Source organism: Methylovirgula sp. 4M-Z18 (assembly GCF_037890675.1).
Classification (GTDB): domain Bacteria; phylum Pseudomonadota; class Alphaproteobacteria; order Rhizobiales; family Beijerinckiaceae; genus 4M-Z18.
The window spans coordinates 4,781,805-4,805,319 of sequence record NZ_CP149574.1 but is presented as its reverse complement, the minus strand read 5'-3'; the positions used below and the strand labels follow the sequence as shown (position 1 = coordinate 4,805,319).

The 23,515-nt window shown below is 60.5% G+C and carries 25 protein-coding genes and 1 riboswitch; of the genes, 18 read left to right on the top strand and 7 right to left on the bottom strand.

Features of this window, described 5'->3' with window-relative positions:
• Nucleotides 1–11 precede the first annotated feature (11 nt).
• From relB to V9T28_RS22225, 10 genes are all read left to right on the top strand, one after another.
• Nucleotides 12–308, top strand: a complete 297-nt coding sequence (relB, locus tag V9T28_RS22270) for a type II toxin-antitoxin system RelB family antitoxin (RefSeq protein ID WP_116401298.1) — start codon at nucleotides 12–14, stop codon at nucleotides 306–308.
• Nucleotides 295–582 carry a type II toxin-antitoxin system RelE/ParE family toxin gene (locus V9T28_RS22265; protein WP_116401297.1) on the top strand — a complete coding sequence of 96 codons (288 nt, stop codon included), beginning with the start codon at nucleotides 295–297 and terminating at the stop codon, nucleotides 580–582. Before relB ends, V9T28_RS22265 begins: the two co-directional genes overlap by 14 nt.
• Nucleotides 583–862: 280 nt before the next feature.
• Complete coding sequence (locus tag V9T28_RS22260; protein ID WP_116401296.1) at nucleotides 863–1,123, top strand: hypothetical protein; 261 nt, start codon at nucleotides 863–865, stop codon at nucleotides 1,121–1,123.
• A 193-nt stretch (nucleotides 1,124–1,316) separates the two neighbouring features.
• Nucleotides 1,317–1,625: a hypothetical protein gene (locus V9T28_RS22255; protein WP_116401295.1), complete on the top strand. Its 309-nt coding sequence runs from the start codon at nucleotides 1,317–1,319 to the stop codon at nucleotides 1,623–1,625.
• 253 nt (nucleotides 1,626–1,878) lie between these two features.
• Nucleotides 1,879–2,013: a 50S ribosomal protein L34 gene (rpmH, locus tag V9T28_RS22250; RefSeq protein ID WP_116401388.1), complete on the top strand. Its 135-nt coding sequence runs from the start codon at nucleotides 1,879–1,881 to the stop codon at nucleotides 2,011–2,013.
• A gap of 48 nt (nucleotides 2,014–2,061) precedes the next feature.
• On the top strand, nucleotides 2,062–2,505 hold the full coding sequence (gene rnpA / locus V9T28_RS22245; RefSeq protein WP_116401294.1) for a ribonuclease P protein component: 444 nt from the start codon (nucleotides 2,062–2,064) through the stop codon (nucleotides 2,503–2,505).
• Nucleotides 2,506–2,564: 59 nt separating this feature from the next.
• Entirely contained in the window at nucleotides 2,565–4,433 is a 1,869-nt protein-coding gene (gene yidC, locus V9T28_RS22240; RefSeq protein ID WP_116401293.1) for a membrane protein insertase YidC, read from the top strand.
• 41 nt (nucleotides 4,434–4,474) lie between these two features.
• Nucleotides 4,475–5,080 (top strand): ribosome biogenesis GTP-binding protein YihA/YsxC, encoded by a 606-nt coding sequence (gene yihA / locus V9T28_RS22235; protein WP_245424130.1) that lies wholly within the window; start codon nucleotides 4,475–4,477, stop codon nucleotides 5,078–5,080.
• Nucleotides 5,081–5,134: 54 nt separating this feature from the next.
• Complete coding sequence (gene argB, locus V9T28_RS22230; RefSeq protein WP_116401291.1) at nucleotides 5,135–6,019, top strand: acetylglutamate kinase; 885 nt, start codon at nucleotides 5,135–5,137, stop codon at nucleotides 6,017–6,019.
• A gap of 222 nt (nucleotides 6,020–6,241) precedes the next feature.
• Nucleotides 6,242–6,955: a pyrimidine 5'-nucleotidase gene (locus V9T28_RS22225; RefSeq protein ID WP_116401290.1), complete on the top strand. Its 714-nt coding sequence runs from the start codon at nucleotides 6,242–6,244 to the stop codon at nucleotides 6,953–6,955.
• Nucleotides 6,956–7,170: 215 nt separating this feature from the next.
• Here V9T28_RS22225 and V9T28_RS22220 read toward each other — a convergent pair whose 3' ends face one another.
• Nucleotides 7,171–8,040, bottom strand: coding sequence for a LysR substrate-binding domain-containing protein (locus V9T28_RS22220; RefSeq protein ID WP_158554816.1), 870 nt, complete (start codon nucleotides 8,038–8,040; stop codon nucleotides 7,171–7,173).
• Between the two features lie 109 nt (nucleotides 8,041–8,149).
• On the opposite strand from V9T28_RS22220, the gene V9T28_RS22215 reads away from it, so the two are divergent.
• The 3 genes from V9T28_RS22215 to V9T28_RS22205 all read left to right on the top strand — a co-directional run bounded on the left by V9T28_RS22215 (nucleotide 8,150) and on the right by V9T28_RS22205 (nucleotide 11,468).
• Entirely contained in the window at nucleotides 8,150–9,316 is a 1,167-nt protein-coding gene (locus V9T28_RS22215) for a M20 aminoacylase family protein (protein ID WP_116401288.1), read from the top strand.
• Nucleotides 9,317–9,695: 379 nt separating this feature from the next.
• Nucleotides 9,696–10,319, top strand: coding sequence for a Cap15 family cyclic dinucleotide receptor domain-containing protein (locus V9T28_RS22210; RefSeq protein WP_116401287.1), 624 nt, complete (start codon nucleotides 9,696–9,698; stop codon nucleotides 10,317–10,319).
• A 3-nt stretch (nucleotides 10,320–10,322) separates the two neighbouring features.
• On the top strand, nucleotides 10,323–11,468 hold the full coding sequence (locus tag V9T28_RS22205) for a hypothetical protein (protein WP_116401286.1): 1,146 nt from the start codon (nucleotides 10,323–10,325) through the stop codon (nucleotides 11,466–11,468).
• Between the two features lies 1 nt (nucleotide 11,469).
• Here V9T28_RS22205 and V9T28_RS22200 read toward each other — a convergent pair whose 3' ends face one another.
• Complete coding sequence (locus V9T28_RS22200) at nucleotides 11,470–12,828, bottom strand: aminotransferase-like domain-containing protein (RefSeq protein WP_116401285.1); 1,359 nt, start codon at nucleotides 12,826–12,828, stop codon at nucleotides 11,470–11,472.
• Nucleotides 12,829–12,966: 138 nt separating this feature from the next.
• Between V9T28_RS22200 and V9T28_RS22195 the strand changes: the two genes are divergently transcribed.
• Nucleotides 12,967–13,830 carry a DMT family transporter gene (locus V9T28_RS22195; protein ID WP_116401284.1) on the top strand — a complete coding sequence of 288 codons (864 nt, stop codon included), beginning with the start codon at nucleotides 12,967–12,969 and terminating at the stop codon, nucleotides 13,828–13,830.
• Here the strand turns inward: V9T28_RS22195 and V9T28_RS22190 are convergent, their stop codons facing one another.
• Nucleotides 13,831–14,130 (bottom strand): putative quinol monooxygenase, encoded by a 300-nt coding sequence (locus V9T28_RS22190; protein WP_116401387.1) that lies wholly within the window; start codon nucleotides 14,128–14,130, stop codon nucleotides 13,831–13,833.
• Between the two features lie 361 nt (nucleotides 14,131–14,491).
• On the opposite strand from V9T28_RS22190, the gene V9T28_RS22185 reads away from it, so the two are divergent.
• Both V9T28_RS22185 and V9T28_RS22180 read left to right on the top strand, forming a co-directional pair.
• Nucleotides 14,492–15,391 carry a LysR family transcriptional regulator gene (locus V9T28_RS22185; protein WP_116401283.1) on the top strand — a complete coding sequence of 300 codons (900 nt, stop codon included), beginning with the start codon at nucleotides 14,492–14,494 and terminating at the stop codon, nucleotides 15,389–15,391.
• Between the two features lie 93 nt (nucleotides 15,392–15,484).
• On the top strand, nucleotides 15,485–15,790 hold the full coding sequence (locus tag V9T28_RS22180) for an antibiotic biosynthesis monooxygenase family protein (RefSeq protein WP_116401282.1): 306 nt from the start codon (nucleotides 15,485–15,487) through the stop codon (nucleotides 15,788–15,790).
• A 278-nt stretch (nucleotides 15,791–16,068) separates the two neighbouring features.
• On the opposite strand, the gene thiC is transcribed toward V9T28_RS22180, so the two are convergent.
• On the bottom strand, nucleotides 16,069–17,913 hold the full coding sequence (gene thiC, locus V9T28_RS22175) for a phosphomethylpyrimidine synthase ThiC (RefSeq protein WP_116401281.1): 1,845 nt from the start codon (nucleotides 17,911–17,913) through the stop codon (nucleotides 16,069–16,071).
• Between the two features lie 104 nt (nucleotides 17,914–18,017).
• Nucleotides 18,018–18,139, bottom strand: a riboswitch (TPP riboswitch).
• A gap of 273 nt (nucleotides 18,140–18,412) precedes the next feature.
• Between thiC and V9T28_RS22170 the strand changes: the two genes are divergently transcribed.
• Nucleotides 18,413–19,243, top strand: a complete 831-nt coding sequence (locus V9T28_RS22170; RefSeq protein ID WP_445242139.1) for a YiiG family protein — start codon at nucleotides 18,413–18,415, stop codon at nucleotides 19,241–19,243.
• Between the two features lie 51 nt (nucleotides 19,244–19,294).
• On the opposite strand, the gene V9T28_RS22165 is transcribed toward V9T28_RS22170, so the two are convergent.
• Together V9T28_RS22165 and hisE are read right to left on the bottom strand one after the other, a co-directional pair.
• Nucleotides 19,295–20,494 (bottom strand): serine hydrolase domain-containing protein, encoded by a 1,200-nt coding sequence (locus V9T28_RS22165; protein WP_158554815.1) that lies wholly within the window; start codon nucleotides 20,492–20,494, stop codon nucleotides 19,295–19,297.
• 610 nt (nucleotides 20,495–21,104) lie between these two features.
• The gene (gene hisE, locus V9T28_RS22160) at nucleotides 21,105–21,485 is read right to left on the bottom strand and encodes a phosphoribosyl-ATP diphosphatase (RefSeq protein WP_116401386.1); all 381 of its coding nucleotides are present in this window, start codon (nucleotides 21,483–21,485) and stop codon (nucleotides 21,105–21,107) included.
• A gap of 431 nt (nucleotides 21,486–21,916) precedes the next feature.
• On the opposite strand from hisE, the gene V9T28_RS22155 reads away from it, so the two are divergent.
• Nucleotides 21,917–22,897: a DMT family transporter gene (locus V9T28_RS22155; protein ID WP_245424122.1), complete on the top strand. Its 981-nt coding sequence runs from the start codon at nucleotides 21,917–21,919 to the stop codon at nucleotides 22,895–22,897.
• Here the strand turns inward: V9T28_RS22155 and V9T28_RS22150 are convergent.
• Nucleotides 22,842–23,348 (bottom strand): RNA pyrophosphohydrolase, encoded by a 507-nt coding sequence (locus V9T28_RS22150; protein WP_245424121.1) that lies wholly within the window; start codon nucleotides 23,346–23,348, stop codon nucleotides 22,842–22,844. The genes V9T28_RS22155 and V9T28_RS22150 overlap by 56 nt on opposite strands.
• Nucleotides 23,349–23,515 lie beyond the last annotated feature (167 nt).

Below are 23,515 nucleotides of genomic sequence, written 5' to 3'. Positions count from 1 at the left end.
GGAGATTCCTCATGGCTCAGACCTCCATGCTCCATGTTCGAGTGGATGATGATTTGAAGGCGGATGCAACCGAAAAGCTCGCCAATTTCGGTCTGACGATCTCCGATGCGGTGCGTATTCTCTTGGCGCGAGTCGTCAAAGAAGGCGGCTTGCCCGCAGCTTTGACTGCCGACCCGGATGCTTACGACGCGTGGTTCCGCGCCAAGGTGAGAGAAGCAATGGACGATACAAGGCCAACCGTGCCGCACGATCGGGTGATGGATGAAGCGCAGGCTTTGATCAATCGGAAGCATCGTGCCCGTTCTTGAATGGAAAGAAGCGGCCCGCGCCGATCTCCTGGCGATCATCGATTATATTTCGGATGACAACCCAGCCGCTGCTCAGCGATTGAAAGACGATCTTGAGGACAAAGCAGCGCTCTTGCCAGAGCATCCCAAACTCTACCGTTCCGGACGGGTTCCAGGGACTCGGGAAATGGTTGTTAGGAAAAACTATGTGGTCATCTACACTGAAAATGAGCGTGTCGTAACGATTTTACGCGTGCTGCACGGAGCGCAGCAATGGCCTCCAGAAGGTTCATAAGTTGGCCACATCAGGCAGTTTTCGCTCGAACAACCGGACATGAGGGTCGTGACCCGTAACCTCGCCGATTTTAAAGGTGCTGGCGTTCCGTTGCTGAATCCCTTGGCCGCCGCCTAACCGCTCCCCAGCCTAACCGGAAAAGCGCCGGAAACAGCCCGATTCGCCATGAGACACATTGCGAAAATTCCGAAAGCCGCGCTATCTTTATTAAGTGCGGCTTCTTCCCCGCGGCTTGGCTTGCGGGGCGTTCGAAGCACGTGCGCGACAGAAAGGGCCGTTCATGGCCAGTGAGATTGAAACCCTGCTGCTGGAGCAGCTCAAGAGCTTTAAAGCCGGACAGGATCAGATCGAACGCAAGCTCGAGGAGCTTGCCGCCCGTATCGGCAAATTGGAAACGGCGATCGCCGATGCGCAGCCGCACATCCATGCAGGCGACGGCGCCCATCCGGATCGCCGGCCGGATCCGGAAGCCATCTTGCCGTCCGAGGCCGAGGACATCCTGATCCGCGCCGGGGTCAATTCCGTACCCGGCCGGCGGTAACCGCAAAAAGAGCACACCATGTCCATTCCGCGGCAAATCGCAGCAGGCCGCGGTGGTTCGATGCGGGATGAGCGCCGAAAATCCGGCGCTTAGACCGCTGCTTACCGCTTCAGGCGGGCAGGATTGAAACCGGCCTCCGTCTTAGGGCATGATGGTGCATCTGCTTTAACGGGACTTTGATGAGGCTTTGACCATGAAGCTGCTGTTTGCTTGCCTTCCTTTCGTGATGCTCGCCGGCGCGGCGGCGGCGCAAAACGCCGCCGTCACCGATAGTGCGGTCGCCTGTCGCAGCGTCGCCGATATCAAAAAAGCCTACGACCTACAGGCCAAGAGCGCCGCCGCCGCCGATACCTTCGTTAAGGGCAAGGAGAGTTCGGGCGCCTGCCAGCGCCTGGTGCGCGGGCTGAAAGTGACGATCGAGCAAAAGCAGCCGCCCTTCTCCTGTGTCCGTCTGAGCGGCGATTTCGACTGCTATTGGATCATGGGCACGGTGGTCGAATAGGCTTAAAATCGCCATTTCCAAAGCAAAGGCAGGCGGTTAACGGTGTTTCCCGCGCGACCGCGGGAGCCGCGTGCAAGAAAGGCGCGGCTTTTCGTTGACTTCCGGCCGTGCTTGCCCCTATATGCGCCGCTCAGATTTCGGCTCGCGAGGGTCGTTCGACCTGAATCCTTTACCTTTGAGCAGCGTGAGGACAGCAGAGCCCGGTGGGGTTTCTAAAGGCGCGCGTTGTGTATTTAAGACCGGAGTGGATCCCGTGAAACGGACATATCAACCCAGCAAACTCGTGCGCAAGCGCCGCCACGGCTTCCGCGCACGCATGGCCACCGTCGGCGGCCGCGCCGTGATCGCTGCCCGCCGTGCGCGCGGCCGCAAGCGCCTGTCGGCCTAAACGGCTCGCAAGCGCGTTGTTTTTTTAAATAAAGGACACGCGCCCAGCATGGCTCCGGCCAACACGACAGACGAAGCGAGTTCCTCGCATGTTACCAGCCGCCCGGCCCCGCCGGAGCGGCTAAAGGTGCGTCGGGATTTCGTGCATGCCGCCACTGGGCGTCGCTGCCATCTGCCGCCCTTCACGGTGCAAATGGCGGCGCATGCACCGGACAGCCTGCCGCGCTTTGGTCTCACCGTGACCAAGAAGGTCGGCAATGCCGTCGTGCGCAACCGGATCCGCAGGCGCCTGCGCGAAGTCTTGCGTCTCACCGATCTGCCCGCGCAAAAAGGCCACGATTATGTGGTCGTTGCGCGCGAGGCCGCGCTGCACGCGCCATTCGCGGCGCTGCAAGAGGCGTTGAGGCAGGCGCTGGTCCGGCTGCCGCATGCCAAATCGGGGCCGGGCAACGCCCGTAAAAAGGCAAAAAACTCAGTTAAGTCAATTAAATAAAAAGCGCCGACGGCCTGGGGCGGATTGGTCGCGGCAACTTTCAGATCAGGTCGAAGAGCATGAACGAGGACAAAAAGAATCTCTATCTCGCGATGATCCTGTCGGGTCTCGTTCTGTTTGGCTGGACCTATTACGCCGACAAGACCCATCAGGCGCAAGTCGTCAAGCAGGAAGAGGTCCAGCAGCAGGCCAAGGCGATTGCGATCGCCAATGGCCAGGTGCCGCAGGCTTCAAGCGAGCCGCAGCTCAGCCGCGACGACGCTTTGGCGCTCAGCCCCCGAGTCACCGTCAACACGCGCAATCTCAAGGGCACGATCGCGCTCAAGGGTGGCCGCATCGACGATATGTCGCTCAAGACCTATCACGAGACCATCCAGCCCGACAGCCCGCTCGTGAGCCTGCTGTCGCCGGCCGGCGCGCCGAACGCCTATTATGTTGAAATGGGCTTTGTCGCCGCCGGCGCCGCCGCCAAGCAGATGCCAGACAAGAATACGCTGTGGACCGCCGACAGCGACACGCTGACCCCGGAAAAACCCGTCACGTTGACTTATGACAACGGCCAGGGCCTCGTCTTCAAGCGCCTGATCAGCGTCGACGACCAATATATGTTCACGGTCAAGGACAGCGTCGAAAACAAGGGGAGCGCCGATGTCGCGCTCAACCATTACGCGCTCGTCACCCGGCATAGCATGCCGGTGAGCCCCTATGCGAGTGTGTTTGAAGGCCTGATCGGCGTCCTCGGCGAGTCCAAATTGCAGCAGGCGACTTACGCGCAATTGGACAAGAATGCCGAGGGCCCCGAGGCCAAGGCCACCCAGGATGCTGCCGACGGCAATGGCGGCTGGATCGGCTTTACCGACCGGTTCTGGACCACGGCAGTCATTCCCGACAATCAGACCCATGTGAAGGGTCGGTTCCAGACCTGGGCGAGCGACATCACCCGCATGGCCGACCCGACCGTGAGAGCGGAAGAAAAGAACAAGCTGCGCAATTACCAGGCCGACACGATCAACGACGCGCAGGTTCTGGCGCCCAACACCAGTGTCGACGTCACGACCAAGGCCTTCGTCGGCGCCAAGGAAATCGATGCGCTCGACCATTACGAGACCGCCGACAAGATCCGCAATTTCGATCTGATGATCGACTGGGGCTGGTTCGGCATCGTGGTCAAGCCGCTGATGTATCTCCTTATCCGCATCTACGGCATCGTCGGCAATTTCGGCCTCGCGATCATGGCGCTGACCGTCATCATCAAGGCGGTGCTGTTCCCGCTTGCCAACCGTTCCTATCAGTCGATGGCGCGCATGAAGGCGCTGCAGCCGCAGATGCAGGCGATCAAGGAGCGCTATCCCGACGACAAGGTGAAGCAGCAGCAGGAAACCATGGAATTGTACAAGCGCGAGAAGGTGAACCCGCTCGCCGGCTGCTTGCCGATGCTTGTCACGATCCCGGTGTTCCTGGCGCTCGTCAAAGTTATCTACATCACGATCGAATTGCGCCATGCGCCGTTCTTCGGCTGGGTCAAAGACCTCTCAGTCCCCGACCCACTCAACATCTTCAACCTGTTCGGCCTCCTGCCCTTCGATCCGGTGCACATCCCCTACTTCGAGCAACTCCCCGTTATCGGACACGCTCTGTCGCTCGGCCCCTGGCCGGTGCTGATGGGCTTCACGATGTTCCTGCAGATGAAGATGAATCCGGAACCGACCGACCCGGTGCAGAAGCAGATGTTCACCTATATGCCGATCGTGTTCACCTTCTTCATGAGCAACCTGCCGGCCGGTCTGACGATCTATTACGTCTGGAACAACCTGCTCAGCATCATTCAGCAGAGCTACATCATCAGGCAGGCAGGCGGAAAGGTCGAACTGTTCGACAACTTGCGCGGGATGATCGGCTTGAACAAGCCGAAGCAGGCGGATACGTGAGCGAAGCGCAGGTTCTTCCCGATTTTGCCGAGCAGGGGCGCATGTTGTTCGCAGGCCCCTGCGATTTTATCTGGGCGGCGAGCAAGATTGACGGCTTGCCGCCGCTCGGCCCCCCCGAGATCGCCTTTGCCGGGCGCTCGAATGTCGGCAAGTCCTCGCTGCTCAATGCGCTGACCAATCGCAAGACGCTGGCGCGCACGTCGCACACGCCGGGCCGCACTCAGCAATTGAATTTCTTCAACCTGAACGACCGCCTGCGCCTCGTCGACATGCCAGGCTATGGCTATGCCAAAGTGTCGAAGGACAAGATCTCCCAATGGACGCGGCTGATGCGCGGTTATCTGCGCGGCCGCATCACGCTCGCCCGGGTCTTCGTGCTGATCGACGGCCGCCATGGCCTGAAAGAGGCCGATCACCAGATGCTGGAAACGCTGGACGCCGCCGCCATGTCCTACCAGGTCGTGCTGACCAAGCTCGACGAGGTGAAAAAGGCCGACGTGGGCCCACGCATCGAGGCGACGCTGGAGGCGCTGAAGAAGCACCCCGCCGCCTATCCGGAGGTGATCTTCACCTCCTCCGAAAAAGGCGACGGCATTGCCGAATTGCGCGCCGCCATCATGAAAATGTTGCACGAACGCGGCTTATGATGTTTGTGCTGGGGTCCTGTCCCTAAGCGATTTTTCCCACCTCGGACATGCTTCATGAACGATAGTCCTCAGAAACAGGCGGAAATTCTCACCCAGGCATTGCCGCACATGCTGCGCTACGACGACGCGATCGTCGTGGTGAAATACGGCGGCCATGCCATGGGCGACGAAAAGGTCGCGCGCGACTTTGCCCGGGACATGGTGATGCTGGAACAGTCCGGCATCAATCCGGTTGTGGTGCATGGCGGCGGCCCGCAGATCGGCGCCATGCTGACGAAGCTCGGCATCAAGAGCGAGTTTTCCGCCGGCCTGCGCATCACCGACAAGGCGACCATCGAGATCGTCGAAATGGTGTTGGCCGGCGCGATCAACAAACAGATCGTCGGCTTCATCAATGCCGAAGGCGGCCGCGCCATCGGCCTGTGCGGCAAGGACGGCAATATGGTCACCGCCACCAAGGTGACGCGCACCGTCTATGACACCGATTCCAACATCGAGCAGATCGTCGATCTCGGCTTCGTCGGCGAGCCGGCCTATGTCGATTCCACCGTGCTCGACCAGGTTCTCGGCCGCGAGCTCATTCCGGTCCTGGCGCCGGTCGCGCAGGGCAAGGATGGCGAGACCTATAACGTGAACGCCGATACGTTCGCCGGGGCGATCGCCGGCGCGCTCGGCGCCAAGCGCCTGCTGTTCCTGACCGATGTGCCCGGCGTGCTCGACAAGAACAAGCAGCTGATCAAGGAGCTAAAAGTCGACGACATTCGCGGCCTCATCGCCGACGGCACGATCACCGGCGGCATGATCCCGAAAGTCGAGACCTGCATCTACGCACTGGAACAGGGCGTCGAAGGCGTGGTCATTCTCGACGGCAAGGTCCCGCACGCGGTGCTGGTGGAGCTCTTCACCGACCACGGCGCCGGCACGCTGATCACGAAGTAAGGCTGATCGTCCCCCTCGCCCGCGACAAAGCCGTGGGCGAGGGGACCGAACGAAGTGAAGCAGATGAGGGACTTGCGACTAGGTGAGCAATTTCTCTTAACGTTTCGCCCATCGAGAGTATCTTTGATCCTTTCACGTGCAAGCGCCCTTATTCGTCGCGCTATCGCGTGCCATCTTCTCCCTTACGAGGAGAAGGGCGAAATTGACTAAAGTTTATAGCCCATGACCCACCATCCGCGTTCCCTTCACACCGCCTTCCGTCACGTCGACACGTGGGTTTTCGATCTCGACAACACGCTCTATCCGGCCGATTCGGATCTGTGGCCGAAGATCGATGCGCGCATCACCATGTTTCTGATGCATCTGTTCGGCCTCGACGGCCTGACCTCGCGTGCGCTGCAAAAATATTATTACCAGACCTATGGCACGACGCTGAACGGGCTGATGGCCGAGCACGAGATTTCGGCCGACGAGTTCTTGGCGTTCGTGCATGACATCGACCGCTCCTCGCTCAACCCCAATCACAGTCTGGCCAGCGCGATCCTGCGCCTGCCGGGACGCAAGCTGATTTTCACCAACGGGTCGCGCGAGCATGCGCTGAAGACCGCCGAGCAGCTCGGCCTTACCCGGATGTTCGAGGATATTTTCGACATCGTCGCCGCGGATTTCGTGCCCAAACCCGCCGAGCGGACGTATTTGCGTTTCTTCGAGGCGCACGGCGTCGATCCGGCCAGGGCGGCGATGTTCGAGGACATTGCCAAGAACCTCGTCGTCCCGCATGCGCGCGGCATGACGACGACCTTGGTCGCGCCAAAAAAGGGCGCGAAGGACCATCGCGAGCCGTGGGAGATCGGTTCGGGCCGCGAGCCCTATATCGATTTCGTCACCGACGACCTGGGAGCTTTCTTACGCGATCTGCCGGTGTCGAAGATATAAGCACAAATATTGCCGCGCGCCCTTCTCCCATCGGGAGAAGGTGGCCGACGAAGTCGGTCGGATGAGGGGACTCTCCGGCGAGAGAGGCTGCGGCCGAAATTGAGGCGAATATCGATCGTATGTCCCCTCATCCGTCATGCTTCGCATGCCACCTTCTCCCGATGGGAGAAGGATTCGCGCGGCATCATTCGTCCTAATCCGGTATTCCGACGCCGTTATACCCCAAAACTCTGCACCTCGCGCATGAACCACGTCCGGAACCGCCGGATCGACGGTTCATCCCAGCGTTCCTTGCGGGCGCGCAGCATGTAGGGGTTCAGCATCACGCCGGGGCTGGCGAGTTTGATCAGGCTGCCGTGCGCCAGATCCTCGCGCACGAGAAAATCATTGGCCAGCGCCACGCCCTGGCCGAGCTTCGCCGCCTCGATCGACAGATGCGCCTGCCACAGCCGCGTCCCGTGCAGGGCGCTCGCCAGGGTCACGTCGTGCAAACGGAACCAGTCGCGCCACTGGTCGGTCGTGTCCTCGTGGATGAGCTGCGCCTTCAACAGATCGGCGGGCGCCTCGGGCATCGGGTGGCGGCTCACCCAATCCGGCGAGGCGACCGCATAGACCAGAGGCTCGGCGAAAATCGCCATCTGAATCGACGCCGAGCGCGGCGCGCCATAGCGGATATCGATATCGGCCGCGCCGTTGTCGAGGCCGTCGAGTTCGTCCGTCGGCTTGATCAGGATTTCGACGCCGGGCAGCGATTTCGCCAGCGCCGGCAGGCGCGGCGTGAGCCAGCGCAGGGCAAAGCCCGGCATGCACCACACATGCAGCACCAGGCCCTCCTCGGGGCTCGTGAGTTTCGCCGCCGCATTGCCGATGAGATCGAGCGAGCGCGTGACCTGCGCGGCAAATTCCAGCCCCGCCTCGGTCGGCCGGATCCCCTGCGCGGTGCTCGTGTAGATCGGCGTCGCGAAGCGCTCCTGCAGCGTGCGCAAATGCCGGCTCACCACCGAATGGTCGAGATTGAGCTCTTGCGCCGCCTTGCGGATCGAGCCGGTGCGCACCGCGGCCTCGAACGCAAGCAGACTTTTCATGGGCGGCAAGCGACGCGCCATTTTCCCTAAAACCTCGTTGCTGCTGGACAATTCGCGCCCACCGGCCAATCATATAGCCATATTAACGCGAGACAACAGGCTCAACCCTATGCCCATCATCAACCGAATTGCCGAATTGGCGGACGACGTCAAAGGCTGGCGCCACGACATTCATCAAAATCCCGAATTGCTGTACGACGTGCACCGCACCGCCGGGCTCGTCGCGGAAAAATTGCGCGCATTCGGCTGCGACGACGTGGTGACCGGCCTTGGCCGCACCGGTGTCGTCGGTGTCATCAAGGGCCGCAGCGACAGGACCGGCCGCGCCATCGGCCTGCGCGCCGACATGGACGCGCTGCCGATTCTGGAAGCGACCGACCTGCCCTATAAATCGCGCAATGCGGGCAAGATGCACGCCTGCGGCCACGACGGCCACACCGCCATGCTGCTCGGCGCCGCGCGCTATCTCACCGAAACCCGCAATTTCGACGGCACCGCCGTGGTGATTTTCCAGCCGGCGGAAGAGGGCGGCGGCGGTGGCCTCGCCATGGTGGAAGACGGCTTGATGGAGCGGTTCAACGTGCAGGAAGTCTATGGCATGCACAACGCGCCCGGCATGCCGGTCGGCTCGTTCGGGCTCAGGCCCGGCCCGCTGATGGCGGCGGCGGACCGTTTCGACATCGATATCGAAGGGCGCGGCGGCCATGCCGCCAAGCCGCACCAATGTATCGACCCGGTGGTGGCCGGCTCGCAGATCGTCGTGGCGCTGCAGACCATTGCCGCGCGCACCATCGATCCGCTCGACTCGGTGGTCGTCTCGGTCACCTGCTTTCACGGCGGCGATGCTTACAACGTCATTCCGCAAAAGGTGCGCCTCTCCGGCACGATCCGCGCGTTGCGCGAAGAGGTGCGCGCGGGCGCCGAAGCGCGCTTACGCGAGATCGTGGAATTCACCGCGCGCGCCCACCGCGCCAAAGCCGAGGTGCACTATTACCGCGGCTATCCTGTCACCGAAAATCACCCCAGCCAAACGGACTTCGCCGCCGAGATCGCCGGCACGATCGTCGGCGCCGACAAGGTGGATATTGCCATGCCGCCGATGATGGGCGCGGAAGATTTCTCCTACATGCTCCTCGCCCGCCCCGGCGCCTTCATCTTCGCCGGCAACGGCGACAGCGCGGGGCTGCATCATCCGCAATATGATTTCAATGATGAGCTGATTCCGTATGGGATGAGCTATTGGGCGAAGCTGGTGGAAACCGCCATGCCGGTGTGAGGGGGCGGTGGCCTCTCACTTCATCAAAGCCTCCATGTCATCCCGCGCTTGACGCACTATGTGAGAGCCGCAGCGCATGTGAATCGTGATAAGTGCTGCGGCACAGGCTCTTTCTCGCAAGAGCGCGATGGTGTTCTATAAGTGTTTTAGCAAATCCCCAGCAATCATCCTCCAACCATTGATCTGTGCAAACGCTCACACACCGAGATGCTTTACAACGTATAAAATACAGTGAGATGAGGAAGGAAACCGCAAAACGGGGGGATCTAAGAAATCAATTCACTTCCTCTTTTGATCCAAAGCGGACGCGTGACGCCTTGCCCGCTGCAGACGAAGCGAAAATAAGCTTTTCAGCCGTGGGGATGGCATTGGGGGGCGCATGGAGCATGAATACACTGTTCTGGGCGGAGTGAGCCGCGTCAAAGTTGGCCGATATCTAAGCCTTATAGCAGCGGGAATATCCGCATCGACCGTTTTCGTTCTATTATGGGCGGTTGATTTGGCTAAGCGGCTTGGGCTACCCGCCAACTTGCCTCCGTCAATACTGTCTCTAGTGGGCGCCGGGGCGGTGTTTACACTCCTTTCTTGGTTTCTCAATCGCTATGCTTGGAAATGGACGCCGCTTGGGCAGCTTCTGAAAGTGCCGGACTTAAGTGGCGAATGGATGTGCCAAGGCGAAACGATTGCCTCAGCTGGAAACCCTGGCGGCCAATGGCAAGCCAAGATCACTATCGTACAAAGTTGGGACAAAATACGGGTACGGCTTAAGACCCATCAGTCAGGTTCGAATAGCGAAAGCGCAGCGCTAGTCTGCGATGAAGCAGACGGTTACAGACTATTCTACAGCTATCGGAACTATCCTAAAATTGGAGAAGCAGATCTCGCGAGCCATCGAGGTTTTGCTGAAATAATCTTCGACAAGAATCTTCGCAGTGCCGACGGGGAATATTTCAATGGGCACGGGCGATACACTTTCGGCACCATGAAGTTGCAAAGGGCGTGAAGTATGGCGCGCGATATCAACAAGCGTCTGAATCAGCTCAGCGTTCGTCGGCGTGGCACAGATCGACTAGGTAGGCTGGCCGAAGACGCGCAGCGCGTGATCATCGCCAAAAGCATTGGCGATGAAGTTTGGCAAAAACGCGCCACAGGCCAGCCCTACACGCGATATGCCCTTGGCGCCATGCAGGCAGTTGATGAGCAATACACTCGTATCAGCGTTGAGACGGCCGAGCGAGTGGGAAATCAACTCAACGATGGACTGATAAGCGCGGGCCTTTCCGTTCTCTTCAGATTACAAGGATCTGTGCCACTCGACGTTCATATCCGCGGGGTTAGCGATGTTGATCTACTGAGCCTTGATGCCAGCTTTTTGACCTACCGCACAGAAGGCGCTCTCAGCCGCAGCGGTTTCTACACCTCGCCGACCAGCAGAACATCGGTTCAGGTTTTGTCAAAGTTGAGAAGCGAGGCAGAGAAGATTCTGAGGGCACGTTTTCCGGCAGCGGACGTCGACACCAGTGGCGGGAAAGCGATTGGTATATCTGGCGGCTCCCTTGCACGTCCAGTCGATGTGGTGCCGTCGCATTGGCATGACACGATCGACTACCAAACTTCGCTGCTGGAGAGAGACCGTGGTGTGACTATCCTAAATAACAAGGTGCCGGAAACAATCGACAACCTTCCGTTTCTCCATATCCACCGGGTCCACACCCGGGATCAGCTAGCTTCGGGCGGACTGAAGAAAGCAATTCGGCTGTGCAAAAACGTGAAAAACGATGCTATTGAAGAAGGCCGGAAAATCGTGTTTCCGAGCTTTGATATTGCGGCGACTATGTACCATGCGGACATCCCGGCTTTATCCACCGGAAGCTTTTACGAATTGGCGGTTCTCGCCGAGACCCAGAGGTTTCTCGATGAACTTTATCACAATAGCTCAAAGGCAATGGCGTTACGCACGCCCGACGGGTCGAGACAAATTTTCGATACAGCTGAAAAGTACGAGGGACTAAAAGCTCTATCTATCGAGATGGACGATCTGGCTAAAGAGGTGGCTAAGGAGCAGGATTTCAAGCTTCGCCAGACCTCCGAATTGTCCCTACACGATAGTAGGCAAACGCTCCTTAAGGCGTTTGTGGCACCTGCCTCTTAACTTATACCCCCCGCAACGCTTCCCCCAAAACCCGATACACCCGCACATCCCCCGACTGCGCCACATTGAACCGCATGTAACCCGCCGCCGTCTGCGCCGCGCTGAAGATGTTGCCCGGCGCGAGCACGATGCCTTGCGCGATTGCGGCGCGGGCTACGTGAGCGGAATCCTTCCCGTCCGGCAGGCGGCACCAGAGATAGAAGCCGCCGCGCGGAGTTACCCAGGGCTCGAGGCCGAGGCGCTGCAGGCGTTTGGCCGTGTCCGCCCTCGCGCGCGCCAGGCGGCGGCGCAGCTCGTCCATGTGCTTGCGGTAGACGCCGCTTTTGAGCACGTGGGCGATCATGCCGGTCGCGACCGGGCTCGGGCCGCCGAAGTTGATGGCGATCTGCAGGTTGACGAGATCGTCGATCCACTCGGGTTTGGCCGCGATATAGCCGCACCGCACGGAAGCCGAGAGCGTCTTGGAAAAGCTGCCGATGCGGATCACGTGCTCAAGCCCGTCGAGCACGGCGAGGCGGGGCGAGGGCTCGGGCTCGAAATCGGCAAAAATATCGTCCTCGACGACGATGAGATCATGCGCCGCGGCGAGGGTGAGCAGGCGGTGCGCGACTTGCGGCGACAGGGTCGCGCCGGTCGGGTTGTGCAAGGCGGAATTGGTGATGTAGAGGCGCGGGCGCGACGCGGCGAGAACGGCTTCGAAACGCGCGAGGTCCGGCCCCGCCGGCGTGTAGGGCACGCTCACGATTCTTGCCTGGTGCGCCCGCAAGAGCGCGCGGAAATTGAAATAGCACGGATCGTCCACCAGCACCGTGTCGCCAGGGCGCAGCAGGAAGCGGCAGATGAGGTCGAGACTTTGCGTGCCCGACGCGGTGAGCAGGAGATGGTCGGGCGAGGCCTCGAGCCCCTCCTCCGCGAAGCGCGCGATGAGCAGCCGCCGCAGGGCCAGCGAGCCGCGCGTGCTGCCATAATCCGTGAAGGTCTCGTCGCTCGCGCGCGCGACGCTGCGAAAGGCGCGGCGCAGCGCGTCGCCCGGCATCCAATCCGGCGGCAGCCAGCCGCAACCCGGCTTCGGCATGTCCGGGTCGGCGTCGAGCGCCTGGCGCGAGACCCAGAACGGGTCGACCGAGCGGTCGCGCTGCGGCGCATCCACGGTCAGGGTAAGGGGCTGCAGCGCTTTCGGCGCCACATAAAAGCCGGAGCCGCGCCGCGCCAGAATGAGGCCCTCCGCCGCCAGCCGGTCATAGGCTTCGACGATTGTCGAGGGCGACACGCCCATCGTCGCGGCAAAGCCGCGGATGGAGGGCAGCCGGTCGCCCGGGCTCAGCGCCCGGCTCGCGATCCTGGCGCGCACCGCGTTCATCACTTCGGCGGTGCGCGTTCCTGATGTGTCGGGCGCGTGCAGAGACAAGTGTATGGCTCCTCATGCCGGTACAGTTTCGTCAAATTGTACTGAACTGTGTCTGCCTTTGCCAGAGGGAAGGCGGTAAGGCTTGACCGCATGAAAACATCGATACAGGGTTGGGGCAGCGGCCTCGTCGGCGTCGTCATCTTCAGCGGCTCGTTGCCGGCGACGCGCGTGGCCGTGGCCGGCTTCTCGCCTTTGTTCCTCACTTCCGCTCGGGCGGTGATCGCCGCCTTGCTCGGCGCGGCGCTGCTCGGCCTGCTGCGGCAGGCGCGGCCGCGGCGCGAGGACTTTGTCCCACTCGCCATCGTCGCGCTCGGCGTGGTCGTCGGGTTTCCTTTGCTTACCGCGCTGGCGCTGCAGCACATCACCTCTGCCCATTCGATCGTCTATGTCGGGCTTTTGCCTTTGGCGACGGCACTGTTCGGCGCCTGGCGCGGCGGCGAACGGCCCAAGCCGCTGTTCTGGCTCTTCTCCGTGCTCGGCAGCCTGGCGGTCGTCGGTTTCGCATTCGTCAGCAGCGGCAATGGCACGTTCACGGGCGATGCGCTCATGGTCGCGGCCATTCTGCTGTGCGGTCTTGGCTATGCCGAGGGTGGCAAGATCTCGCGCCGCCTGGGCGGCTGGCAGGTGATTTCGTGGGCGCTGGTGCTCGCCTTACCGCCGATGCTGCTGATCGCCGCGATGAGCCTGCCGGCCGCGTGGGACACGATTCGTGCGCCGGCCTGGATCGGCCTCGCTTATGTCTCGATCTTCAGCATGCTGCTCGGCTTCGTCTTCTGGTATCGCGGCCTGGCGCTCGGCGGCATCGCGGCCGTCGGGCAATTGCAATTGCTGCAACCGTTTCTCGGCCTCGTGCTCGCGGCGACGCTGCTGCACGAGCATTTGAGCGTGCTGATGTTCGCCGCCATGGCCGGCGTCGTGTGCTGCGTCGCGGGCGCGAAGAAGTTTGCGGTGTGATTACGTGACGCGCGGCGCGCCGATTTCGTAGCTGCGCAGGTTGCGGTCGCGAATGCCCAAATCCGGCCAGGCGGCGCGCCATTGCGTGAGATGTTCCGACGCGAAATGCCGGTCGAGCGCCGCCTGATCGCGCCAGATTTCGCTCACATGGATCAGGCCGGGATCGAGCACGTCCTCGGCATAGGAGTATTCCACGCAGCCATTCTCGGCGCGGCTCATCTCGACCATGCGGCGCATGATTGGCTTGGCGCGTGCGAGATTTTCGGGTGGAAGGCGGACGGTGCCGATGATCAGGAGCAAATTCACGACTTTTCCAATTTTTGCGACGCTCTCACACACTGCGCACATCTCGGCTGGTCAATCTGTCGAGGCGATTGCTGCTCGCGAGATTCGGCATAACAAGCCGCAACAATGAGCCACCTTTTTCCCTGCAGCACAGGCTTATATCTCAAGGCCGCAGCGATTATTCTGGATGCCACAATTACGTTGACACTTTGTAAATATACAAATTATGAGATCGAAACAAACGTGCTCATCTTTTTTCGAATTCTCGGACCAGATGACAAGTCTGACAACACAAGACGCATGCTTCATAAAGTGGAGACGCAAAAAGAGATCAAATATGCTATCATTGTAATTGCATCTGGGTTAGTTTCTGCTGATGAACCTCCAAGACATCGAAGCATTTGTGGCTGTGGCGGAAACCGGCTCCGTTAATCGCGCGGCCGTCCGGCTCAATCTAACGCAGCCGGCGGTTACGCGACGGGTGCAAAACTTTGAAGCCGCGATGAAGGATGCACCTATTTTCAACCGCGAAGTTAAGCCAGCCGTGTTGACAGCCCTTGGGGTTCATGTACTCGCGCAATGCCGAGATGTTTTGACTGCCGTCGCAAAATTGCAGGCCAGCACAACGAAACATGCCACTCCTGTGGGTGAGTTAAAGATCGGCGTCGCCCATGGTCTCGGCGGTATTGTGTTAACGTCCCCTCTTGATGCGTTGCGCCGAGGCTTCCCACAGATCAAATTGCAGATCGGTTCCAATTGGACCCGCGATCTGATCGAAGATATGCGCTCAGGATCTCTCGATTGTTCCGTCGGTCTTCTGACCGATGATCATATCATTCCAAACACGCTTGTCCGTCATAGGCTTGGTGCGGAACAAGTCGTTGTCGTCTCTGCGAATAAAGCCGCCACAAAAGCCAATGGCGCGCCCTGGCATCTGCGTGATCTTGCTGACGAAGGTTGGTTTTTGAATCCACATGGGTGTGGATGCCGAGCCTTTCTCATGAAAAGTTATGAACGGCAGCAATTGCCTCTTCACATCATAGCAGAAGTCTTTGGTGAAGATTTGCAGTTGTCATTGCTCGCGCATAGTGGCGGGCTCAGCCTTATTCCGCGGCGCCAGTTTTATGAAAGTTCTCATCGGCATCACTTGCAAATATTGGAGGTTTGCGATTTCGCTTTACCAATGCATGTGACTCTCATTCGTCAGGCTGCGCCCGGGCGCTTCGATGCTGTCACCGATCTTCTGACGACTGAATTGAGAGCGAAATTGAGCTAATGAGAATTGTTGCATAATCATTATAGACATTATGCATTTGATTTATTTTGCGCCTGACTGCAATTCTTCCTGACAATTTGCAGGAGCTGACCAATGATTGTTGCAATCTTCCGTTCCAGATTGAACCCTGATGTTCTCGACGAATATTTGCCGATGGCGCAGCGGATGAGTACGCTTGCCCGCACGATACCCGGTTACATTTCTCATAAAGGATTTGTCGCCGAAGATGGTGAACGTGTGACGATTGTTGAATTTGAAAACGAAGAGGCCATGCAACAATGGCGTATTCATCCAGAGCATGCAAAAGCCAAATCGCGTGGCATGCAGAATTTTTTCAGTGAATATAAATATCAGATCTGCAGGATGATGCGGGATCGTGTATGGACGGGACTATATTAAAGGGTTTGGATTATGGTGGCACTCTATTAAATACGCGAAATATCAGTCTCCTCGGGAAGATGAGCCCTTCGCGCGAAGGGACTAAACTGATTGGTCCTCTGCAATTTTCACGGTTTAGTGATACGTCACCACCATCGGTATGGTCTAGAAATACATGCGGCTGGACAACATGTTGCAAGGGAGCGCTCACGCCGCTTCTCCCTCATCCAACCCGCTAACGCGGCTCACCTTCTCCCGCTACGCGGGAGAAGGGTTTGCATTTCATCATTTATGCTGACTTACTCCCCCGTCTCTACATAGATCTGGCTGCCGCTGTCCTTGAACTTCGCGCTCATTTCGGCGAAGCCCTGTTCCTGCTGCGCCTGCATCTCGGCGGCTTCCTTGCGCAGGTCCTGCGTGATTTTCATCGAGCAGAATTTCGGGCCGCACATCGAGCAGAAATGCGCGACCTTGTGCGCTTCCTTCGGCAGGGTCTCGTCGTGATAGGCGCAGGCCGTATCGGGGTCGAGCGAGAGGTTGAACTGGTCTTCCCAGCGGAACGAGAAGCGCGCGCGGCTCATCGCGTCGTCGCGGATCTGCGCTGCCGGATGGCCCTTGGCGAGATCGGCCGCGTGCGCCGCGATCTTGTAGGTGATGACGCCGGTCTTCACGTCGTCGCGGTTGGGCAGGCCCAGATGTTCCTTCGGCGTGACGTAGCAGAGCATCGCCGTGCCGAACCAGCCGATCATCGCCGCGCCGACGGCCGAGGTGATGTGATCGTAGCCCGGCGCGATATCGGTGGTGAGCGGTCCAAGCGTGTAGAACGGCGCTTCGCCGCACTCACGCAATTGCTTGTCCATGTTCACCTTGATCTTGTGCATCGGCACGTGGCCGGGGCCTTCGATCATCACCTGGCAGCCCTTGTCCCAGGCGATCTTGGTGAGTTCGCCCAGCGTCTCGAGTTCGGCAAATTGCGCCCGGTCGTTGGCGTCCGCGATCGAGCCGGGGCGCAGGCCGTCGCCGAGCGAGAACGACACGTCATATTTGCGCATGATGTCGCAGATGTCGCCGAAATGCTCGTAGAGGAAGCTTTCGCGGTGATGCGACAGGCACCAGCGCGCCATGATCGAACCGCCGCGCGACACGATGCCGGTGACGCGGTTGGCGGTCAGCGGCACGTAAGCGAGGCGCACGCCGGCATGGATGGTGAAATAATCGACGCCCTGTTCGGCCTGTTCGATCAGCGTGTCCTTGAACACTTCCCAATCGAGCTTCGCCGCATCGCCATCGACCTTCTCCAGCGCCTGATAGATCGGCACCGTGCCGATCGGCACCGGCGCGTTGCGCAGGATCCAGCCGCGGATGTTGTGGATGTTGCGGCCGGTCGAGAGGTCCATCACCGTATCGGCGCCCCAGCGGATCGCCCACACCATTTTCTCGACCTCTTCCGCAACGGAGGAGGTGACGGCGGAATTGCCGATATTGGCGTTGACCTTCACGAGGAAGTTGCGGCCGATCGCCATCGGCTCGATTTCCGGATGGTTGATGTTGGCGGGAATGATCGCGCGGCCGCGCGCGATCTCCTCGCGCACGAATTCCGGCGTGATGAAAGGCGGGATCGCCGCGCCGAAGCTTTCGCCGTCGCTCAGTTTCTCTTGCGCCTGCTGCAGCATCTGCGCGCGGCCGATGTTTTCGCGATGCGCCACATAGATCATTTCCGGCGTGACGATGCCGGCGCGGGCAAATTCATATTGGGTGACGAGCTGACCGTCGCGGCCACGCAGAATGTCGTGCGGCGCGGGGCAGGACGGCACCAGATGCGCCTCGCCGACATTGCCATTGTCCTCGGGGCGGACATCGCGGCCTGCAATCGTCTCGAAGCCGCGCGCGCCGAGCCAGCCCCCGCGCACTTTCGGCGCGCCCTGGGCGAGGTCGATCTTCACATTCTCGTCGGTGTAGGGGCCCGACGTATCATAGACGCGTAAGGTCGGCATGTCGGGATCGGAGAGCGCAATCTCGCGCAGCGGCACTTTGACGTCGGGCGCGCCGTCATAGGCGGCGTGGACCTTCTTCGAACCGCGCAGGGCGCCGGTCGTGACGGTTTGCGGCGCGGCGACGAGGTTGGATTTGGTTGGTGCGTTCATTTTTGTCTCCCCATCACGGCCCAAAACATGGAACACGTGAATTTATGTGTTTGAACGGGACGCGCCCGGTCCAAAAAGAGAGCCAAACGTAGCGGGGATTATGGGCATCGATTTCATCCCGTCCCTCCGCCGGTATGACCCGGATCAGGTTCAATGGTCATTGCGGGCGGGCGAAACCCAAAGCGCAAACTCTCAGCCCCCTCACGGGGCCCCCATCGGAATGACACTAGTCTTTCGCGATTGTCGGGAAATTGCAAGGCATATTTGGCCGCGTGCCGGCGGGAGGCAGGTGCGCCGGCGCACCTCGCCCGGGGCAAAATGTGGTATGAATGTGGCCGCGCGGCCGGTTTTGCGGCCGTTTCGCGAGCGTTTCGTCATTCTTTGGGGGCATTCCGTGCGCAAATCACTTCTGTCTGTTTTCGTCCTGGCTGCAACGTTGAGCACCGCGGGCGTTGCCTGTGCGCAAAGCGATTCCGGCAAGCCGTCCATCGGCAGTAAATTGCAGGCCTATATCGGCTGCATCAACCGGCTCTCCGAGCGGGCGCACCAATCGGAAGAGCGCTACCGGAGCTGGGCGGCCGCCTCCGGCCCCACCGGCAAGGAGCGGATCATCTACGGCACCTACACGATTTACGACACGAGCGATTGCGCCAAGAAGGTCGAGGCCGCCAATGCGACCGAGCCGCACGATGCGGCACTCGAAGCGGCTGGCACGGCCTATGTGCAGGCGGTGACAACGCTGGAGCCGCTGTTGAAGCAGGCCGACGATTATTACGACCAGAGCAACTACAAAGACGACAAGATGGCCAAGGGCAAGGCGCTGCATCCGCAGCTCATGGCCGCCTGGGCCGCCTTCGACAAGGCGGATGCGGACCTGCGCGGCCGGGTGCAGGCGCTCAACGATCAGGTCCAGGCTGAGCTGCTCGCCGCCATCGAGAAGGAGGAGGGCAAAAACGCGCATTATTACGCGCTCGATCTGATGATCAAAGCCAAGGCGCTGCTGCGCGCCGAGCTCGTCAATGAGCCGGACAAGCCGGATCTCGCCAAGATCAACCCGGCGCTCGACGCCTATGATGGCGCGGTGCAGGCGCTCGACCAATATGCCTCCGCCCATCCAGGCCCGTTCGATTCGGTGCTGGTGAACAGCGCCAAGAGCTATCTCGTCTCGGCCAAGAACTTGATGCGCCGCATCCGCGACAAGACGCCCTACAGCACCGGCGACAAGATGATGCTTTCGCAGCAAGGCGCCGGCTGGATGGTCGAAGGCTCGCCGCCGCGCGTGAACCACGACTACAACCAGCTCGTCGACAGTTTCAACATGAGGCATTGAGGGGGTATTCGCAGGAGAGCCGCAGATCCGCTGCTCTCCGGACGGGATGCTTCACCTCGCGGGCTTGAAGCGTCCGTAAAGCTCTCCGGCCAAAGCCTTGAGCGCCTCGTCGGCCTTCGTTCCTCCGACATTGGTCATGAGCACCATGGCGAAATCTCGCTCCGGCTGCATCATGATGTAGGCGAGGTTCATGCCGTTCGAACCGCCATGAAATATGAAGTCCTCAGATGAGAACGGGAGGCTTGTCGTGCCCCAACCGAGGCCGTAGCTCCCGCTCGGGGGCGTGCCGGGCGGGGCATGGGGGCGGTCCATCGAGATGACCGGCGTGTGCAGCCTGCGCAAGGTTTCCGGGCGCACCAGCGCCGGCCCGCGTTTGCCTTCGCCCGCATTCCAGCTCGCCCAGGCGGCGAAGTCGAGCACGGAGAGATGCACGGTGCCGGCCGGCCCGTAGATCGGTGGGACGTCGCCATCGGGGCCCGCGAGCATGGCTTTCAGCGTGCCGTCGTCGCGGGGGAGGTGTCCGAGCGGCGCGTCGATGCGCCCGAGGCTCGCTTGCGGGCCGAAGCCGGCGCTGCGCAGGCCGAGAGGGCCAAAGACCGAGGCCGCGACGATCTCCTCCCAGGTGGCGCGGCCGGCGCGCTCGATCATGGCGCCGGCGAACGTGTAGCCGAGATTGGAATAGGCGAATTGCGTTCCGGGCTTCGTCTGCGGCTCCTGACCGGCCCATTGCGCGAGAAGCCAGAGTCTCAGTTCGTCGAGATTGAGATCCTGCTGCGCATAGGACTGCTCGAGGAGCTTTGCGATCGCCTCGTCGTCGGTCGGAATGCCGCTCGTATGGGACAGAAGCTGCTCGAGCGTGACCCCGCCGAGCGTTGGATGCAAGCGCGCGGCAAGATCGGGGAACGTCTCGCCCAATGTCGCCTCCCAGCGCAGCTTGCCCGCCTCGACAAGGATCGCCGCCGCGAGCGCCGTCATGGCTTTGGTATCGGAGCCGATGTGGAAACGGTCATTGATAGCGACCGGCGCATCCGTTGCGACGCGGCGCGTTCCAACCGCTCCAGTCGCAACTGTGACGCCGCCCCTGACGACGGCGGCGGCGAGCGCCGGCAGGTTGTGGCTGGCAAGATAGGGCCGAAGCGTCCCAGCGATATCCTCGCGAGCTTCGGTGGCCTCTTGCCCAATCGCTTCCCTCGCGGCGGCCGCGCCGAGCGCGATCCCGGCGAAGGCCATCATCACCTGACGCCGCTGCATGCGATCTCCTGCGTTGCGCGGGGCTTTTCGCCTTTGGCGCGCTATAGCCGTCCCCTGCCCGGCTGCCGTTCGCTTCGCTGCGAGAAGCCTAGCCGCATGACCGCCACTTCGGGAAGGCTGAAGAACGTCCAACCAGAAAAAATCTCGAAAACAAACAGAATGGACGAAATCGGGAGATTCGAGGCTCATGTTCGATTCTGCCCCGTTCCAGATCTCGTTCCACATGAGAAATCACTATTGTCCCGGCTTCGCCACCCGCGCCCGTGCTCGATTTTCAAATGCGGTTGCTCACGGCGAAGCGGCGAAAAATTTGACAAATCCAACATAAGAACATATAGTGAACATGCTTTTTGCCGAGGAATGACAAATGCGTGAATCACCGGGACGGATGCGCGAGAGCAAATGGGAAGCACATAAAAAAATTTGAGAACAAACTAATAGAGGAAATATATATTATTATTCAATATGTTCACGGTGATCGGGGTTAAAAAAGAGCGATTCATAATGGCTTGGGGCAGTCGGCAATCGGGCTTCGCCAACAAGAGCTCTCAAGGCTCGCCGTGTTTCAACCACCCTTCGACGGCCGAACGCCAACGGCTGCGCCGCAAGCTCAGCGCTTGCGTGCCACGCCGCCGCGGGCGCTGAGCGAGCTTACGCGGCGCAGGTGGCCGCCGGCGGCGCTTTTGGGCAGTTTTTCGGCAATGCCGTAGGTGCGCTCGCGCCGGTCGATTTCCGCGTCCACGTCGGAGGGCAGAATGCCGCATTCCGCCCAGATGACCGCGAGATGATAGAGCAGGTCGGCGCTTTCCATGATCACCGCCTCGCGATGCATCTGCACCGCATCGAGACCGACTTCAATCGCTTCCTCGGCAAGCTTCTTCGCCATCTTCTGCACGCCGTCGCGAAACAATTTCGACGTGCGCGACAAATTGGGGTCGCGGTCGCGGGCGGTAAGGACCGTAGCATAGAGGCGGTTGATCGAATCGGTCATGCTGACACCATACGAGAAATAGAGACTTGTTGTGGGAAAATCGGTGGAACGCCCGGAAATACGGGCCACAATTTGTGGCTTTTTGCAAAGCCTATTGTCTCGCGCTTGTCAATTCCCACAGTGTTGTACGCTTGGACAACCGCACCGCACACACGGCAGGTGACATCTTGCGAAGGCGGCCCGCGCGCTGCGAGCGAGCCGCATCGTTTTGAAAATGCGCCTGTATCGCAGCGCTAAAACGGATTCGCTCAGCGCCGTGTTCATTTTGAGCGCAAGAAGCGGAGTGCGGCCTTGGCAGGTGTCCTATACGCCATGCTCATTGCCGGAAAGCCGCCGTCCCGCGACCGATCGGGGTTTCGAGTGGAACCGATGACAAAGATTCGCTGGAACGGTTCGGTCGGCCAAGCATAACGGAAAGGCAAGGAGGAACCATGTCGCAGCCATCCATGGGGTCCAAAGATTGGGCCGAGCTCTTGGTGCTTTCCGTTCTGTGGGGCGGCACGTTCTTCTTCGTGAAGATTGCCGGCGCCGAAATTCCGACCTTCACGCTGGTCTTCGGCCGCGTGGCGCTCGCGGCACTGGTGCTGGCGCTCGCGCTGCCGTTTTTGGGCGAGCGCATCCCGACCGCGCCGCGCGTTTGGCTCGCCTTCTTCGGCATGGGCCTGCTCAACAATGTGCTGCCGTTCAGCCTGATCTTCTACGGCGAGAGTTCGATGCCCAATGCCATCGCGGCGTCGCTCTCGGCCATCCTCAACGCGACGACGCCGTTGTTCACCGTGCTGGTCGCGCATGTGCTCACCAGCAACGAGAAGCTGACCGTGCGCAAGGGTGTCGGCGTTCTGCTCGGCTTTGGCGGTGTTGCGGTGATGATCGCGCCCAAACTCTTCGGCGCGCTCGCGGATGGCGGTAACGACACGCCGGTGCTGGCGATTTTGAGCTGCCTCACGGCGGCGCTGATCTATGGGTTTGCCGCCATGTTCGGCCGCCGTTTCAAGGCCATGGGCGTGCGGCCGTTGCAGACGGCCTTCGGCCAGGTCGCGGCATCAAGCGTCATCCTCTTGCCGGTCGTCGTGCTGGTCGACCAGCCTTGGCAGTATGCAGCGCCAAGCGTCGGCGCGGTCTCGTCGCTCGTCGCCATGGCCGTCGCCTCCACCGCCCTCGCCTATATTCTTTACTTTCGTGTGCTCGCCAATGCCGGCGCGACCAACCTGTCGCTGGTGACGTTTCTCATTCCGGTGAGCGCGATTCTGCTCAGCGCCATCTTCCTCGGCGAGCGGCTGCAATGGGTGCATGTCGCCGGCGTCGCTCTGATCGGCTTGGGGCTTGCGGCGATTGACGGACGTCTTGTCGACTTGCTCAAGGCGCGAGGTGCCGGAAGTCGGCAAGCACCCGCTCATAAACCGCCCGCTTGAACGGGATGATCAGTTCGGGCAGGCGCGCCATCTTCTCCCAGCGCCAGGCGTCGAATTCCGGCTTATGGCCGCCGGGTGCATCAATGTCGATCTCGCTTTCATCGCCCTCGAAACGCAAGGCGAACCACTTCTGCGTCTGGCCGCGAAAGCGTCCTTTCCAGGCGCTCCGGATGATCTCGTCGGGCAGATCGTAGGAATACCAATCCTTCGCCTCGGCGAGCAGGCTGACGGAGGAGATATTGGTTTCCTCGCGCAATTCGCGCAACGCCGCCTCATACGGATCCTCGCCGGGATCGATGCCACCTTGCGGCATCTGCCATTCGTAATTCGGCGCCGTGTGTTCGACCTGGCGCCTGTTCTTGCGCCGGCCCATGAACACCAGCCCTTTGGCATTGAGCACCATGACGCCGACGCAGGGACGGTAGAGCGAATTGGTCTCGGTCGGCATCATGAAGTTTGCTCCTTTTCGCGCGCGTATCACCCTTAGCTATAATGTCCATCGCCCACGCAGATAGACAACCCTCGCCGGGTCAAATTTCGGCGGCCCAGACATCGCCGCAAATCGTGGCGCGCATAAGAAAAGCGGCGAATCGCTTCGCCGCTTTCTTAAATCCTTGG

Coding starts and splice junctions, on each gene's coding strand:
- relB (WP_116401298.1), top strand. CDS start 12: ATGGCTCAGACCTCCATGCTCCATGTTCGAGTGGATGATGATTTGAAG.
- V9T28_RS22260 (WP_116401296.1), top strand. CDS start 863: ATGGCCAGTGAGATTGAAACCCTGCTGCTGGAGCAGCTCAAGAGCTTT.
- V9T28_RS22255 (WP_116401295.1), top strand. CDS start 1,317: ATGAAGCTGCTGTTTGCTTGCCTTCCTTTCGTGATGCTCGCCGGCGCG.
- rnpA (WP_116401294.1), top strand. CDS start 2,062: ATGGCTCCGGCCAACACGACAGACGAAGCGAGTTCCTCGCATGTTACC.
- yidC (WP_116401293.1), top strand. CDS start 2,565: ATGAACGAGGACAAAAAGAATCTCTATCTCGCGATGATCCTGTCGGGT.
- yihA (WP_245424130.1), top strand. CDS start 4,475: ATGTTGTTCGCAGGCCCCTGCGATTTTATCTGGGCGGCGAGCAAGATT.
- argB (WP_116401291.1), top strand. CDS start 5,135: ATGAACGATAGTCCTCAGAAACAGGCGGAAATTCTCACCCAGGCATTG.
- V9T28_RS22225 (WP_116401290.1), top strand. CDS start 6,242: ATGACCCACCATCCGCGTTCCCTTCACACCGCCTTCCGTCACGTCGAC.
- V9T28_RS22220 (WP_158554816.1), bottom strand. CDS start 8,040: ATGAAAAGTCTGCTTGCGTTCGAGGCCGCGGTGCGCACCGGCTCGATC.
- V9T28_RS22215 (WP_116401288.1), top strand. CDS start 8,150: ATGCCCATCATCAACCGAATTGCCGAATTGGCGGACGACGTCAAAGGC.
- V9T28_RS22210 (WP_116401287.1), top strand. CDS start 9,696: ATGGAGCATGAATACACTGTTCTGGGCGGAGTGAGCCGCGTCAAAGTT.
- V9T28_RS22205 (WP_116401286.1), top strand. CDS start 10,323: ATGGCGCGCGATATCAACAAGCGTCTGAATCAGCTCAGCGTTCGTCGG.
- V9T28_RS22200 (WP_116401285.1), bottom strand. CDS start 12,828: ATGAACGCGGTGCGCGCCAGGATCGCGAGCCGGGCGCTGAGCCCGGGC.
- V9T28_RS22195 (WP_116401284.1), top strand. CDS start 12,967: ATGAAAACATCGATACAGGGTTGGGGCAGCGGCCTCGTCGGCGTCGTC.
- V9T28_RS22185 (WP_116401283.1), top strand. CDS start 14,492: ATGAACCTCCAAGACATCGAAGCATTTGTGGCTGTGGCGGAAACCGGC.
- V9T28_RS22180 (WP_116401282.1), top strand. CDS start 15,485: ATGATTGTTGCAATCTTCCGTTCCAGATTGAACCCTGATGTTCTCGAC.
- thiC (WP_116401281.1), bottom strand. CDS start 17,913: ATGAACGCACCAACCAAATCCAACCTCGTCGCCGCGCCGCAAACCGTC.
- V9T28_RS22165 (WP_158554815.1), bottom strand. CDS start 20,494: ATGCAGCGGCGTCAGGTGATGATGGCCTTCGCCGGGATCGCGCTCGGC.
- hisE (WP_116401386.1), bottom strand. CDS start 21,485: ATGACCGATTCGATCAACCGCCTCTATGCTACGGTCCTTACCGCCCGC.
- V9T28_RS22155 (WP_245424122.1), top strand. CDS start 21,917: ATGTCGCAGCCATCCATGGGGTCCAAAGATTGGGCCGAGCTCTTGGTG.
- V9T28_RS22150 (WP_245424121.1), bottom strand. CDS start 23,348: ATGATGCCGACCGAGACCAATTCGCTCTACCGTCCCTGCGTCGGCGTC.